This window comes from Micromonospora xinjiangensis, from assembly GCF_056150165.1.
Window position 1 is genome coordinate 464,775 of sequence record NZ_JAXCFO010000001.1, and the last position, 14,201, is coordinate 478,975.

The 14,201-nt window shown below is 74.6% G+C and carries 13 protein-coding genes; 2 read left to right on the forward strand and 11 right to left on the reverse strand.

Going from position 1 to position 14,201, the window contains the following annotated elements; translation table 11 throughout:
• Nucleotides 1–31: 31 nt before the first annotated feature.
• Both SM573_RS02345 and SM573_RS02350 read right to left on the reverse strand, forming a co-directional pair.
• The gene (locus SM573_RS02345) at nt 32–736 is read right to left on the reverse strand and encodes a UdgX family uracil-DNA binding protein (RefSeq protein WP_474612400.1); all 705 of its coding nucleotides are present in this window, start codon (nt 734–736) and stop codon (nt 32–34) included.
• A gap of 115 nt (nt 737–851) precedes the next feature.
• A complete protein-coding gene (locus tag SM573_RS02350; protein ID WP_474615364.1) occupies nt 852–2,192 on the reverse strand; it encodes an aminotransferase class I/II-fold pyridoxal phosphate-dependent enzyme in 1,341 nt (446 codons plus the stop codon).
• A 36-nt stretch (nt 2,193–2,228) separates the two neighbouring features.
• On the opposite strand from SM573_RS02350, the gene SM573_RS02355 reads away from it, so the two are divergent.
• Nucleotides 2,229–3,497 (forward strand): bifunctional pyridoxamine 5'-phosphate oxidase family protein/GNAT family N-acetyltransferase, encoded by a 1,269-nt coding sequence (locus SM573_RS02355; protein WP_474612402.1) that lies wholly within the window; start codon nt 2,229–2,231, stop codon nt 3,495–3,497.
• Nucleotides 3,497–4,165 carry a leucine efflux protein LeuE gene (gene leuE / locus SM573_RS02360; RefSeq protein WP_474615365.1) on the forward strand — a complete coding sequence of 223 codons (669 nt, stop codon included), beginning with the start codon at nt 3,497–3,499 and terminating at the stop codon, nt 4,163–4,165. Before SM573_RS02355 ends, leuE begins: the two co-directional genes overlap by 1 nt.
• Before the next feature lie 111 nt (nt 4,166–4,276).
• On the opposite strand, the gene SM573_RS02365 is transcribed toward leuE, so the two are convergent.
• The 9 genes from SM573_RS02365 to SM573_RS02405 form a co-directional block, all read right to left on the reverse strand.
• Nucleotides 4,277–5,209 carry a sporulation protein gene (locus SM573_RS02365; RefSeq protein ID WP_474612404.1) on the reverse strand — a complete coding sequence of 311 codons (933 nt, stop codon included), beginning with the start codon at nt 5,207–5,209 and terminating at the stop codon, nt 4,277–4,279.
• A gap of 130 nt (nt 5,210–5,339) precedes the next feature.
• A complete protein-coding gene (locus SM573_RS02370) occupies nt 5,340–6,404 on the reverse strand; it encodes a hemolysin family protein (RefSeq protein WP_474615366.1) in 1,065 nt (354 codons plus the stop codon).
• Nucleotides 6,401–7,759 (reverse strand): hemolysin family protein, encoded by a 1,359-nt coding sequence (locus SM573_RS02375; protein ID WP_474612406.1) that lies wholly within the window; start codon nt 7,757–7,759, stop codon nt 6,401–6,403. The genes SM573_RS02370 and SM573_RS02375 overlap by 4 nt, the downstream gene beginning before the upstream one ends.
• A 228-nt stretch (nt 7,760–7,987) precedes the next feature.
• Nucleotides 7,988–8,320: a monovalent cation/H(+) antiporter subunit G gene (gene mnhG / locus SM573_RS02380; protein ID WP_474612407.1), complete on the reverse strand. Its 333-nt coding sequence runs from the start codon at nt 8,318–8,320 to the stop codon at nt 7,988–7,990.
• Entirely contained in the window at nt 8,320–8,583 is a 264-nt protein-coding gene (locus SM573_RS02385) for an MrpF/PhaF family protein (RefSeq protein WP_474612408.1), read from the reverse strand. Before SM573_RS02385 ends, mnhG begins: the two co-directional genes overlap by 1 nt.
• Nucleotides 8,580–9,173, reverse strand: a complete 594-nt coding sequence (locus SM573_RS02390; protein WP_474612409.1) for a Na+/H+ antiporter subunit E — start codon at nt 9,171–9,173, stop codon at nt 8,580–8,582. Before SM573_RS02390 ends, SM573_RS02385 begins: the two co-directional genes overlap by 4 nt.
• Nucleotides 9,170–10,675 (reverse strand): Na+/H+ antiporter subunit D, encoded by a 1,506-nt coding sequence (locus tag SM573_RS02395; protein ID WP_474612410.1) that lies wholly within the window; start codon nt 10,673–10,675, stop codon nt 9,170–9,172. Before SM573_RS02395 ends, SM573_RS02390 begins: the two co-directional genes overlap by 4 nt.
• A gap of 25 nt (nt 10,676–10,700) precedes the next feature.
• On the reverse strand, nt 10,701–11,183 hold the full coding sequence (locus SM573_RS02400; RefSeq protein WP_474612411.1) for a Na(+)/H(+) antiporter subunit C: 483 nt from the start codon (nt 11,181–11,183) through the stop codon (nt 10,701–10,703).
• Nucleotides 11,180–14,017, reverse strand: a complete 2,838-nt coding sequence (locus SM573_RS02405) for a Na+/H+ antiporter subunit A (RefSeq protein ID WP_474615367.1) — start codon at nt 14,015–14,017, stop codon at nt 11,180–11,182. The genes SM573_RS02400 and SM573_RS02405 overlap by 4 nt, the downstream gene beginning before the upstream one ends.
• Between the last annotated feature and the right edge of the window lie 184 nt (nt 14,018–14,201).

Consider the following 14,201-nt stretch of genomic DNA (forward strand, 5'->3'; position numbering starts at 1 on the left):
AATCGGCGGGCCCGCGCGGCGGGGCACCGGGTCAGCCGGCGAGGGCGTCGGCGGCCACGCGCAGGTCGCTGACGAGCCCCTCGTACGCCTTGTCCTGGTCGTCGGCGCGCAGGACCGCCGACGGGTGGATCGTGGCGAGCAGCTGGGCCGGCGGGGTGTCGGCGAGCTTCCCGGCGCTGTCGACCGGCACGCGCTGGAAGTCCTCGGGGTGCTGGGCCGAGGCCGGCCAGGGCAGCAGCTCGCCGCGCTGCCGGGTGACCCGGAAGGCGGGGCCGAGCAACGCCTTGGCGGCCGTCGCGCCGAGCACCACCACGACCTCCGGGTGCAGCCGGGCGAACTCCGCGACGAGCCAGGGCCGGCAGGCCGTGATGTGCACGCGGTCCGGCGTCTGGTGGATGCGCCGCTTCCCGCGCAGCTCGAAGCGGAAGTGCTTCACGGCGTTCGTCAGGTAGATCGACCCGGGGTCCAGGCCGGCGTCGTCGACCGCGCGGCGCAACAGCCTTCCCGCCGGACCGACGAAGGGCAGGCCCTTCTGATCCTCCATGTCGCCGGGCTGCTCGCCCACGAAGACCACCCGCGCGCCCTCGTCGCCGCGCCCGAAGACCGTCTGCGACGCGTCGCGGTAGAGCTCGCAGCCCCGGCACCCGGCGGCCGCGGCGCGCAGCTCGTCCAGCGTGTCCGCCGCTGGCGGGATGAACTTCTGGGCGCCCGGCGCGCTCCCGGTCTGCTCGGCCATGCCGACTGTTATATACCCGTTCGGGGAGCGGTGCCGGGTACGCGGCACCCCGCGCGGTCGGTGCCCGCCGCCTCCCGGCGCGCCGGGTGCGGGATCGCGGCGCTGCTGGCAGGGGTCAGGCGGTGAGGCCCCGGGCGGGGGGCGGGGCGGTCGCCCGGGCCAACGCGTCGGCCAGGGCGGAGATGTCGGCCTCGGTCAGCGGGCTGACGGTGACGCGGAGGCCGGGTGCGGCGGCGATGCGGTAGAGGGCGCCGGGCGCGACCGACCAACCGGCGTCGCGCAGGGCGGTGACCGCGCTGGTCTCGTCCGCCACGGGGAGCCAGACGTTGATGCCGCTGCGCCCGTACGCCGTGACCCCCCGTTCGGCGAGCGCCGCGACCAGCGCGCCGCGGCGCCGCTCGTAGCTCTCCGCCGCGCGGTCCACCAGGTCGGCGACCGCCGGATCGCGCCAGAGCGAGAGCAGCAGCCGTTGCAGCACCGTGGATACCCAGCCGGCGCCGACCCGGGACCGCCCGGCGACCCGGGCCACCGTGGTCTCGTCCCCGACCAGCACCGCCAGGCGCAGGTCCGGGCCGAAGGGCTTGCTGGCCGAGCGGAGGAAGGCCCAGCTGCGGGTCGCCCCGGCCAGCGGGTGCAGTGGTACGCGGGCCAGCTCGGCGGCGTGGTCGTCCTCGATCAGCAGCACCTCCGGCCAGCCGGCGAGGAGCTGGCGCAGCCCGGACGCGCGGGCGGCGGAGACGGCGGCACCGGTCGGGTTCTGCGCGCGGCTGGTCACGATCAGCGCGCGGGCACCGGCGGCGAGCGCCGCCGCCACCCCGGCCACCACCGGCCCGTCGTCGTCGACCGGTACGCCGATCGGGCGCAGCCCGAGGGCGGCCACCAGGTCGAGCAGGTTGGCCCAGCCCGGGTCCTCCACCGCGACCGCGTCACCGGGGCGCAGGTGGGCGCCGAGCAGTCGCTCGATGCCGTCGAGCGCGCCACCGGTGAGGGTCAGCTCCCCGGCCGGTACGCCGTCGGCGGTGAGCCGGGCACGCGCCGCCTCGGCCAGGGCGGGGAGAACCCCGGCGCCGGAGTAGCCGATCGGCGGGCCGGCGTCGGCGGCGAGGGCGGCGAGGTGCGGGCCGAGCGGCGGCAGCAGGTCGGGGTCCGGCTCGCCGGCGGACAGGTCGCGCAGGCCGGGCGCGGTCGGCGGGCGCAGCGCCGAGCGGCGGGCGGCCACCGGCGGGCGGGGCCGGACCCGGGTGCCGTGCCGACCGGCGGTCGCCACCAGTCCGCGCTGGCGCAGCTCCTGGTAGGCGCGCGCGACGGTGGCCGGGCTGACCGCCAGCTCGGCGGCGAGCGCCCGGACGGGCGGCAGGACCGTCCCGGGCGGCAGGGCGGCGGAGCGGATGCCCGACTCGATGCTGGCCGAAATCCCGGCAGCTGTGGAACCGGTGACCTGATACCGTGCTGACACAAACAAAGCATTGTACTAGAACAAAGGCGGGCCGCGATGACCACCCCCCTGACCGAGCGGAGCGCGTACCCCCGGACCGAGCGGACCACGGCGAGCCGCACCCGCGACCGGATGCGCTACGACCGCGCCGCCGCGCACGCGGTGCTCGACGAGGCGTACCACTGCGCGCTCGGCTTCACCGTCGACGGTGAACCGCGCGTGCTGCCCACACTGCACGTCCGCGTGGGCGACACGCTCTACCTGCACGGCTCCACCGGCAGCCGACCGCTGCTGGCCGCGCGCGGCGCCGGCCTGCCGGTGTGCGTGTCGGTCACCCTGCTCGACGGCCTCGTCTACGGCCGCTCCCAGTTCCACCACAGCGCCAACTACCGCTCGGTGATCGCCCACGGCACCGCCCACCTCGTGACCGACGAGCGGGAGAAGGCCGACGTGCTCACCGCGCTCGTGGAGAAGGTCGCCGCCGGGCGCAGCGCAGACAGCCGCCCGCCGACCCGCAGGGAACTGGCCGAGACCGCCGTGCTGGCGCTGCCGCTGCGCGAGGTCTCGCTGCGCGCCCGCACCGGTGGCGTCGGCGACGACGAGGCGGACCTCGCGCTGCCGCACTGGGCCGGCGTGGTGCCGCTGCGGCTGACCGCGGGCCCGCCCGAGCCGGACGCGGGCGTGACCGCTCCGGTGCCCGCGTACCTGCGGCCGGCGCGCTCGCCCTGGCACGACCCGGTGGCGTTGCGGGGCGCGCACGTGCTGCTGGAACCGCTCGACCTCGCGCACGCCGAGGAGCTGCACGCCGCCACCGCCGACGCCGAGGTCTGGCGGCACCTGGGCAACCGCCAGCCCGCCGACGCGGCGGAGGTGCGCGCCGTCATCGCCGCCGCGCTCGCCGCCCACCACCGCGGCGAGCGGGTGCCGTGGGTGCAGCGCTGCGCGGTCACCGGCGCCGTCGTGGGCACCACGTCGTACTACGAGGTCGAGCCCGACCGCCGCTCGGTGGCGATCGGCTACACCTTCCTCGGCCGGCCGTGGTGGCGCACCGGGATCAACACCGAGGCCAAGCTGCTGCTGCTCACCCGCGCCTTCGAGGAGCTCGGCGCGGTGCGGGTGGTGTGGCACACCGACATCCGCAACGAGCGCTCGCAGCGGGCCATCGAGCGCCTCGGCGCCACCCGCGAGGGGGTGCTGCGCAAGCACCGGCTGCGGCCGGACGGCTCGTGGCGCGACACCGTGCAGTACGCCATGACCGTCGAGGAGTGGCCGAGCGCACAGGCCGCCCTGCGGGAAAGGCTTCGCCCGACGGCGCCGGTGGCGTGATGATGTCCGGCGTGCTGGGGATCACCGACATCTGGACGTACGTGCTGGGCACCGTGGCGATCGTGCTGCTGCCCGGGCCCAACTCGCTCTTCGTGCTCTCCACGGCGGCCAAGCGCGGCGTGGGTGCCGGCTACCGGGCCGCCGGTGGCGTCTTCCTCGGCGACGGGGTGCTGATGGTGCTCTCCGCCGCCGGGGTGGCGTCGCTGCTCAAGGCGTACCCGTCGCTCTTCCTCGTGGTCAAGTACGCCGGCGCCGCGTACCTCGGCTACGTGGGCCTCACCATGCTGGGCGGCGCCTGGCGTCGCTGGCGCGACCGCAACGACCCCGCCGCGCCGCGGCTCATCGACGCGGCCGAGCCGGCGTCGATGCGCAGCCCCTTCCGCAAGGCGCTGGTGATCAGCCTGCTCAACCCGAAGGCGATCCTCTTCTTCGTCTCGTTCTTCATCCAGTTCGTCGACCCGGACTACCCCTGGCCGGCGCTCTCCTTCGCGCTGCTCGGGTTGATCGCGCAGGTGACCAGCGCGCTCTACCTGACCGTGCTCATCTTCACGGGCACCTTCCTGGCCGCCCAGTTCCGGCAGCGCCGCCGGCTCGCGGCGGGCGCCACCACCGGCGTGGCCGCCCTCTTCCTGGGCTTCAGCGTCAAGCTCGCGACCGCGAGCATCTGACCGCCGCGCCCGGCCAGGCCGCCGGCGGTGGCCTGGCCGGGGGAGGTTGACGGCCGCGGCTCCGGGCGGCGCGCGCGTCGGGTCGCGGAAAAGCGGCCGAGGCGCACGCCGTCAGGTGCCGTCCCCCCCACCGCCACCGCCCCCGCCGATCCCCGCGGCGCCGGCCGTGCCGCCCAGGCCGAACCCGGGTGGCACGGGGTCGTCGGGCGGGCGGCTGACGTGCGCCGACTCAGTGATCTGCGCGGACCAGTCGCTGTGCGCGGCGACGGCCGCGTGGCGGTTGATCGCCGTACGCAACCAGCCGTCCACGGTCGCCACCCAGTCCCGCTTCTCCGCGTCGGCGTGCCAGACCCGGAACCGGCTGATGCTCTGGTGCGTCACGCCGGCGAGGGCGAGCCGGCGGTCCAGCCACAGGAGGACCTCCAGGCCCGCCGAGTTCGTCACGAAGATCAGTTCGAGTTCGGTCATGGGTCCCGCGTAGAGCGGCGCGGCCCAGTAGCCGATCCGCTGGTGCAACGGCAGCGTCTGCTCCACCCCGGGCAGCCGCGCGTCCACCAGCCCGGCCTGTCGCAACGCGAACCCCAGGGTGTCCAGCGCCGCGAGCACGTGCGCCTGGGTGGGGAGCGGATGCACGAACACCGGCACCATGGCTCCCTGGTCCAGCCGCGGCTCGATCGCCACCTCCGTGCGCAGCCCCATCCGCAGGCTGAGCAGCGGCACCCCGCCGAAGACGGTCACCGGGGTCTCCCACGGCACCGGGAACTGGAAGGGGATGGTCCGGCCGCGCCCGGCGCGGAGCACGAACCCGTCGGTCAGGGCCGCCTCGTGGAACTGCACGAGGCGCCGCGGCGCGGACGGGTCCTCCGTCTCGGCCGTGGTCACCAGGCCCAGCCGGATGTGCTGCACCGGCACGTCCGTCGAGCCGGCGGTCACCGTCACCCGGCCGGGCAGCGGCAGCCCGGGCCGGGTGCTCGGATTGGTCAGGGCGGTACGCACGGTCAGGCCGGTCCAGCTGGACTCCGGCGACACCCCCGTGAACCGCACCGGACCACCTCCCCGAACGCGCACCCACCCCCACTGTGGCGGAACACGCCCCCGGTCACCCCGGGTTCGCCGAAGCGGCCGGTCCGCCGGCGGGCGGTCCGGTCCCGCTGACGCGCGACCGGACCGCGGGTCACCTCAACCGGCGGCCCCGGGGCACCGGGTCGGTCTCGTCGTCGAACTCGCCGATGACCTCCTCCAGGAGGTCCTCCAGCGCCACGAACCCGACCGGCCGGGTGGGCCCGCCGCCGTTGCGCACGAGGGCGAGCTGTGACTGGCGGGCCCGCATCGCGGCCACCGCCTCCGTCACCGACGCCTCCGCGGGCAGGGTGAAGGCGCTGCTCATCAGCTCACCGGCGGTGGTCTGCTGACCGGTGGTGACGGCACGGACCGCCTCGCGTACGTGCACCAGGCCGCAGACGTCGCCGGCCGCGTCCAGCACCGCCAGGCGGGACCGGCCGCTCTCCCGGCTGACCTGCTCGATCCGCTCGGCCGAGTCGTCCCGCCGGACGGTCACCATCGTCGAGAACGGCTCCATCACCTGGGCCACCGTGGTGCCCTGCAACTCCAGCATGCTGGTCAGCAGCTGGTGCTGCTCGGCGCCCAGCAGCCCGTGCTCGCGGGACTGCTCCAGCAGCATCCGCAGCTCGTCCGGGCCGTGCACCTGGGCGAGCTGGTCCTGCGGGTTGACCCGGGCCAGCCGCAGTATCGAGTTGGCGAGCGCGTTCAGCGCGGAGAGCACGGGCCGGGCGACCCGGGCGAACGCGCGGAACGGCAGGGCCAGCAGCATGGCCGAGCGCTCGGCGTCCGTGATCGCCCAGGACTTCGGCGCCATCTCGCCCACCACCAGGTGCAGGAAGGTGACGAGCGCCAGCGCGAAGACCAGCGCCACGGCGTGGCTGGCCGCCTCCGGCAGCCCCACCGCGTGCAGCGCCGGGCTGACCAGGTGCTCGATCGTGGGCTCGGCGAGCGCACCGAGGCCCAGCGTGCACAGGGTGATCCCGAGCTGCGCGCCGGCGAGCATCAGCGACAGCTCGCGGACGCCGTCCAGCGCGGCGCGGGCCGCGCGGCCGCCACCGGCCGCGGCCTGTTCCAGCCGGTACCGCTTGCTCGCCACCAGGGCGAACTCGGCGGCCACGAAGAAGCCGTTGAGGGCCAGCAGCACCACCGAGGTGAACAACGCGACGCCGGGGCTCACGCGGACACCTCCGGGCGGTTGCCCGGCTCGGTGAGCCGGAGCCGGACGGAGTCGGCCACGTGCCGGTCGACGGCGAGCACCTCGACGAGCGCGCGCGGCTCGCCCCCGCCGTCCTCACCCTCGGTCAGCAGGCTGATCTCGAGCCGGTCACCCACCTCGGGCACCCGGCCCAGCTCCCGCATCACGAGGCCGGAGAGGGTGTCGTACTCGGGGGCCTCGGGCAGCGCGATGCCCGTGCTGTCGGCCACCTCGTCGATCCGCCAGCGGGCGGGGACCACCCAGGAGCCGTCGGCCTGGCGGGCCGGCGCCCGCTCCGGCGGGTCGTCCTCGTCCCGGATGGGGCCGACCAGCTCCTCGGCGATGTCCTCCAGGCTGATCACGCCGGCGAAGCCGCCGTACTCGTCGACCACGCAGGCCAGCTGCCGGTGCCCGGACCGGAGCCGGTCCAGCACCGTCGGCAGCGGCAGCGTCTCGGGCACCAGCAGCGGCGGTCCGGCCACCGCGCTGACCGGGGTGGTGGCGCGCTCGTGCGGGGGTACGCCGAGCACGTCGGCGATCCCGACGACGCCGACCAGGTCGTCAACGCCCTCGGCGCCCTGCACGGGGAAGCGGGAGTGGCCGGTGTCGAGCAGCTCGACCACCCGGCTGATCGGCTCGTCGGCGCGTACGGTGTGCACGTCCACCCGAGGCACCATGGCCTCGCCGGCGGTCAGCTCGCGGAAGTCCAGCCCCCGGTCGAGCAGGGTGGACATCTCGACGTCGAGATGCCCCTCCTGGCGTGACTCGGCGATGATCTGTTCGAGGTCCTCCGGGGTGGCGCCGCTGGGCAGCTCCTCGATCGGCTCGATGCCGACCCGGCGCAGCAGCCGGACCGCGGCCTTGTCGAAGAGCCGGACCACCGGGCCGGCCACCCGCAGGTAGATGAGGGTGGACCGGGCCAGGGCGCGGGCCACCGGTTCGGCGCGGGCGATGGCGAGGTTCTTCGGCGCGAGCTCGCCGAGGACCATCTGCACCACGGTGGCGATGATGAGGGCCAACGCGACGGAGACCGTCACGCTGACGGTCTCGGAGACCCCGGCGACGCCGAGCAGGTCGGCCAGGCCGGCGCCGAGGTAGGGCTCGGCGGCGTAACCGACCAGCAGGGCGGTGACGGTGATGCCGAGCTGGGCTCCCGAGAGCATGTAGGAGAGCTGGCCGGTCACCTCGAGGGCCCGGGCGGCGGACTGGTCGCCGTCGTCGGCGAGCTGTCGCAGCTTGCCCCGGTCCACGGCGACGTAGCCGAACTCCTGGGCCACGAAGTAGCCGGTGAGTGCGGTGAGAACAATGATCAGGACGAGGCCCAGGACGATCAGCACGGGAGGCTCAGGGCTCCCCACGACGTCGGGGCCATCGGATGCCGGGCACGACCCGGCTGGCTACTGCTGCCCTCCTGGGCAGAGGAGTCGATCATGCGGTCATTTTATCGGCGCTCGCTGTACGTCCGCTGAAGGAGGGGCGAAGGCTCCCGGTTGTCCGGTTTCCCGACTGGCGGACAACCGGTCGGTGGAGTCCTCCCACACCCGGGCGGGCGCGCGGGGGGCGGTTCACCGGTCGGCGAGCTCGTCGACGTCGATGAGAGTGCGGTCGACGCGGCCGGAGCGGTAGGCGGCCCGGGCGATCATCTGGGCGGCCACCGGGGCGGTGGACAGCTGGAAGACCGCGACCAGCAGCAACATGCCGAGATCGCCCAGGGTCCGCAGCCGCAGCGCGACCCCGGCCAGCAGGAGCAGCACGCCGAGCACCTGCGGCTTGGTGGCGGCGTGCATCCGGTCCAGCACGTCGGGGAACCGCAGCACCCCGATCCCGGCGGCGAGGGCCAGCAGCGCCCCGGCCATCAGGCAGACGGCGCCGAGCCAGTCCGCGAGCGTGGTGAGCATCAGTCCTCCTCCCGCACGAGGAACCGCGCCAGCGAGACCGAGCCGACGAAGCCCAGCAGGGAGAGCACCACCAGCACCGGCAGCGTGCTCGCGTGCCGGTTGACCGCCGCCTCGGCGCCGACGGCGCCGACCATGGTCGCGAGGAGCATGTCGGCGGCGACCACCCGGTCGAGCAGCGAGGGGCCGCGGTAGAGCCGCACCAGCACGAGCAGCGCGGTCACCGAGAAGAGCCCGGTGAGGACGACGGCGAGGAACGTGGTCACGGCTGGTTCTCCTTGTCGACGGGATCGGGGTGGACCTGGCGCACCTCGGCCGCCGAGCCCACCGCCCGGACGATGCGCCGCTCGACCTCGCTGACCCGTGCCCGGTTGTCGATGAGGTCCTGCGGGCGGCGCACGTCGAGCACGTGCAGGTAGAGGATTCCGGTGTCCCGGTCCACCTCGATGATCAGCGTGCCGGGGACCAGCGAGACCACCTCGGCGGTCAGCGCCAGGTTCAGGTCCGTGCGGACGCGCAGCGGGACACCGATGATCGCGCTGCGCGGCCGGAAGCCGGGCTGCACCGCGATCCGGGCCACGTGGGCGCTCGCGACGACCAGTTGGACGAGGAACCCGCCGAGGAGCACCAGCAGTGCCCGCGGCCGCAGCCGACCACCGAAGGTCACCGGCGGCAGCGGGAAGAAGAGCAGCACCGCGAGCCCCACCAGCACTCCGCCGATCAGGTTGCCCCAGCTGAACTCGCCCCAGAGCAGGTTCCAGATGAGCACCAGCCACCCGAGCGCGAGGCCCTGGTCGCGCCAGCGCCCCACCCGGCCGCGCACCCCGCCCGCCGACGCGCCGCCCGCGCCGGTCACGGGGTGCCACCGGGGAAGACGGCCCGGATGTACGGGGTGCGGTCGCGCAGGTCGGTGGCCGCGTCGGCGGTGACGTCGAAGAGCGGACCGGCGACCACCGTCAACGCCAGCCCGAACGCGACGAGCGCGACGGTGGCGCCGACCATCAGCGCGGGGAGCCGGGCGGTCGACTCCTCGGTGGCGACCCGGGGCGAGCGCCAGAAGGCGATGTTCCAGACGCGGGAGGCCACGTAGAGGGTGAGCAGGCTCGTCAGCGTCCCGGCCGCGACCAGCGCGACGGGCAGCGGGCCACCGGCCGCCACCCCGGCCTGCAGCAGGCCGAGCTTGCCGAGGAACCCGGAGAACGGCGGCACGCCGGCGAGGTTCATCGCGGGCACGAAGAAGAGCACGCCGAGCGTCGGCGCCAGGCGGGCCAGCCCGCCGATGCGGCGCAGGTCGGTGCTGCCGGCCCGCACCTCGACCAGGCCGGCGACCAGGAACAGCGTGGTCTGGATGGTGATGTGGTGCACCACGTAGAAGATCGCGCCGGAGAGCCCGGCCACGGTGCTCAGCGCCACCCCGAAGATCATGTAGCCGATGTGGCTGACCAGCGTGAAGGAGAACAACCGCTTCATGTCCGACTGGGCCACCGCGCCGAGGATGCCCACCAGCATGGTCAGCCCCGCGACCACCATGAGCAGCGGCGCCACCCTCCCGTCCGGGAACAGCAACGTCTCCGTCCGGATCACCGCGTACACGCCGACCTTCGTGAGCAGGCCGGCGAAGACCGCGGTGACCGGCGCCGGCGCCGTGGGATAGCTGTCCGGGAGCCACGCCGACAGCGGGAAGACCGCCGCCTTCACGCCGAAGGCGAGCAGCAGCATCACCTGCAACGCGAGCCGTGGGCCGTCCGGCAGCGCGTCGAGGCGCTGGGCGAGCTGGGCCAGGTTGACCGTGCCGGTGGCCGCGTACACCAGTCCCACGGCGGCCAGGAACACCATTGAGGAGAGGATGCTGACCACCACGTACGTCGACCCGGTCCGGATCCGCACCTCGGTGCCGCCCAGCGTGATGAGCACGAAGCTGGCAGCGAGCAGGATCTCGAAGCCGACGAAGAGGTTGAACAGGTCCCCGGCGAGGAAGGCGTTGGTCACGCCGGCCGTCAGCACCAGGTACGTCGGGTGGTAGATGCTGATCGGGGTGCTCTCGGCCGTCTCCGCCTGGCCCTGCCCGATCGAGAAGAGCAGCACGCAGAGGGTGACCGCCGCGGAGACCACCAGCATCAGCGCGGCCAGCTGGTCGGCGACCAGCACGATGCCGACCGGCGGCGGCCAGGCCCCGACGGCGAGCACCACCGGCCCGTGCCGGTAGGCCTCCACGAGCAGCACCCCGGCGACCGCCAACGTGGTGGCCAGACCGGCCACGCTGATCCCGCGTTGCAGCCGGGGCCACCTGCCCAGCACCAGGGTCAGCGCCGCGCCGAGCAGCGGCACCACCACCGGCAGCGGCAGCAGCCGGTTCACCGGGGCACCCCCGTCCACGCGCCCGTCATCCGACCTCGTCCCCGCGCCGCAGCCGGCGTCGCGCCGGCTCCGGGTCGACCTGCTCGGGGTCGCCGTTCGGGCCCTCGCCGCCTCGATCCACGGTGGTCACCTCGTCCCGCTCGGCGCGGTGGACGATCCGCCGGTCCTCCGGGTCGTCCGCCACCTCGTCGTCACCGGTCAGGTACCAGCTCCGGTAACTGACCGCGAGCAGGAACGCGGTCAGCCCGAACGTGATCACGATGGAGGTGAGCACCATGGCCTGCGGCAACGCGTCGCTCATCCGGTCGACCGGGCCGGTGCCGACGATCGGTGCGGCGCCCGAGCGGCCGCCGACCAGGATCAGCAGGTTGACACCGTTGCCGAGCAGGACGATGCCGAGCAGGATCCGGGTCAGGCTGCGTTCCAGCAGCAGGCTGACCCCGCAGCCGACGAGCACGCCGACGGCGATCACCAGCACCAGCGTGGGGCCCGCCGCTCCCCGGGTCACGGTGCCGCCTCCCCCCGCTCGACGGCGAGCCCCCGGGAGCCGCCGCCGGCCGCCTCGATGTGCCGGTCCACCTCGGCGCCCAGGCTGCTCAGGATGTCGAGCATCAGCCCGACCACCACGAGGTAGACGCCGATATCGAAGAAGAGGGACGTGATCAGGTAGAAATCCCCGACGCCCGGCAGGTAGAGATCGATGCGGGCGCTCTCCAGCACCGAGCCGCCGGCGAGCAGCGCGACGACGCCGGAGCCGACCGAGACGGCGAGTCCGGCGCCGAGCACCGTCCCGGCACCGATCGGCGCCGCCTCGGCCAGTTCGTACCGCCCGCCGGCCAGGTAGCGGACGACCAGCGCGAGGCCCGCCACCAGCCCGCCGGAGAACCCGCCGCCCGGCGCGTTGTGGCCGGAGAAGAGCAGGAACAGGGAGAAGAGCACCACGGTGTGGAAGATCAGCCGGGTGATCACCTCCAGCACGATGGAGCGGCGCGCCTCGCGCAGGCGGGCGCCCCCGCGCAACCAGACCGGCTGGCCGGGCGGCTGGACGCCGGACACGGGCCGCTGCCGCCTCGGCCGGGGGCCGGTGCGGGACCGCTCGAACACCAGGCTTGCCACGCCGGTGGCGGCCACCACCAGCACCGCGAGCTCCCCCATCGTGTCCCAGGCCCGGATGTCGACCAGGGTCACGTTGACGACGTTGCGGCCGTACCCCTCGCTGACCGCCAGGTCGGGGAAGGCGCTCGACACGGTCGGCTCCCGGCGCGCGCCGGCGGCGACGAGCGCGAGACCGGCGGTCACGAGGCCGACCGCCGCGCCGATCCCACGGCGCACCCACCTGGTGCGGCGCAGCGGTCGGGCCGAGAAGTGGGTCGGCAGGCGACGCAGCACCAGGGCGAAGACCGCGATGGTGGCGGTCTCCACCAGGAACTGCGTCAGCGCCAGGTCGGGCGCGCCGTAGAGGACGAAGAGCATCGCCGTGCCGTAGCCGGTGACGCCGACCAGCAACATGGCGGTCAGCCGCCGGCGGGCGCCGACGGCGAGCACCGCGGCGACCGCGAGCACCACGGCGACGACGAGTTGCAGCGGGGTGTCCCAGGCGGTGATCCGGTCCCGCCAGGGCCCCGCAGCGAACATCGCGCTGCCGGGCAGCAGCACGAGGACGACCAGGATGACGCCGAGGTACTGCGGCAGGGAGCCGCGCTGGGTGGCGCCGGTGACCTCGACGGCGAACCGGTCGAAACGGTTGATCACCCACTCGTAGCCGGGGTTGCCGCCCACCGGCGCGCGGAGCCGGGCCAGCAGCGGCGCCAGCGGGCCTCGCAGCGCGAACAGCACGCCGCCGGCGACCAGCACGAACGCCGAGAGGCCGAGCGCCGGGGTCAGGCCGGGCCACAGCGTCAGGTGCGCGTGGACGGTGCCGAAGAGTTCGGCGTACGGGCGGAGGACGACGTCCAGGCCGCCGGCGAGCGGACCGGCGACCAGCCCGGCCACCGCCAGCACGGCCGGAGGCAGGAGCAGCGGGGCGGCGATCCGGTCGAGGCGGGCGGGGGCCACCCCCGGGCGGTCGGCGAAGGCGCCCCAGAGGAAGCGGACGCTGTAGGCGACCGTGAGCACGGTGCCGGCGACCAGCCCGGCGAGGACCAGCGGCTGGTCGGTGAACGCGGCGAACGCGGCCTCCTTCGCGACGAAGCCCACGAGCGGAGGCAGTCCGGCCATGGAGGCCGCGGCGAGCAGCGCCACCACGACCAGGGGTGCCGCGCCGTGCCGCAGGCCGGAGAGTTCGCGCAGGTCGCGGGTGCCGGCGCCGTGGTCGATCACTCCCACGACGAGGAACAGCGCCGCCTTGAACAGGGCGTGGGCGAGGAGCATGGCGACCCCGGCCAGGGCGGCGTCCGGGGTGCCCGCGCCGGTCAGCACCACCAGCAGGCCGAGCTGGCTCACCGTCCCGTACGCCAGCAGCAGCTTCAGGTCGGTCTGGCGCAGCGCCGCCCAGCCGCCGACGATCATCGTGGCCAGCCCGGCGACGAGGACCACCGGGCGCCACGGGCCGACGGCGGCGAGCACCGGCGCGAGCAGGCCGATGAGGTAGACACCGGCCTTCACCATGGCCGCCGCGTGCAGGTACGCGCTCACCGGCGTCGGCGCCGCCATCGCCACCGGCAGCCAGGAGCTGAACGGAAGCACGGCCGACTTCGACAGCGCGCCGGCCAGGATGAGCAGCACCGCCGCGACCAGGTAGCCGCCGCCGGGCAGCGGCGCGGCGGAGATCTCGGACCACCGGTAGGTGCCGGCCTGCACGCCCAGCAGGATGAAGCCGACGAGCATGGCGAGGCCGCCCAGCGTGGTGACGATCAGCGCCTGGGCCGCCCCCCACCGACTGGCCCGCCGCTCGGTGCTGTGCCCGATCAGCAGGTAGGAGAAGATCGTGGTCAGCTCCCAGCCGACGTAGAGCAGGAGTAGGTCGTCGGCGAGGACGACGCAGAGCATGGCCCCGGCGAACGCGACGAGCACCCCCGTGAAGCGGGCCAGCCCGATCGATCCGGGGCTGAAGTACCGGGCGCAGTAGACCAGCACGAGGGCGCCCACCGCCCCGACGAGCATGGTCATCAGCCAGGAGAGGGTGCTGAGCCGGAACGCCAGGTCGAGCCCGAGTTGCCTGATCCACGGGTACGTCTCGACCAGCACCCCGCCGTGGCGGACCCTCGGGGTCTGGGCCAGCGCCCACCCGAAGGCGGCGGCCGGTGCGAGGGCCAACGGGTAGCAGGCGCGCGGACCCCACCGGTGGACGAGCAGCGGCGCGAGGAGTGCCGCCACGAGGTGGAGGATCAGCAGTACGAGCACCCGCACTCCCGTCGAGGTGGCAGCGGCGGTCGCCTCCCCGCGGGTCGGCGTCTAGGTGCGATCAGACGCCAGTTCGGCGCTCTGCGGGCGTATTCTCCGAAAATCGCCCGCATCGCCCCGATGTCCGGCTCGGGCCGCGACCGGCGGAGGGGCAGACCCACGACGGCGCGAGCAGCGAACGGCG

Coding starts and splice junctions, on each gene's coding strand:
- SM573_RS02345 (WP_474612400.1), bottom strand. CDS start 736: ATGGCCGAGCAGACCGGGAGCGCGCCGGGCGCCCAGAAGTTCATCCCG.
- SM573_RS02355 (WP_474612402.1), top strand. CDS start 2,229: ATGACCACCCCCCTGACCGAGCGGAGCGCGTACCCCCGGACCGAGCGG.
- leuE (WP_474615365.1), top strand. CDS start 3,497: ATGATGTCCGGCGTGCTGGGGATCACCGACATCTGGACGTACGTGCTG.
- mnhG (WP_474612407.1), bottom strand. CDS start 8,320: ATGCTCACCACGCTCGCGGACTGGCTCGGCGCCGTCTGCCTGATGGCC.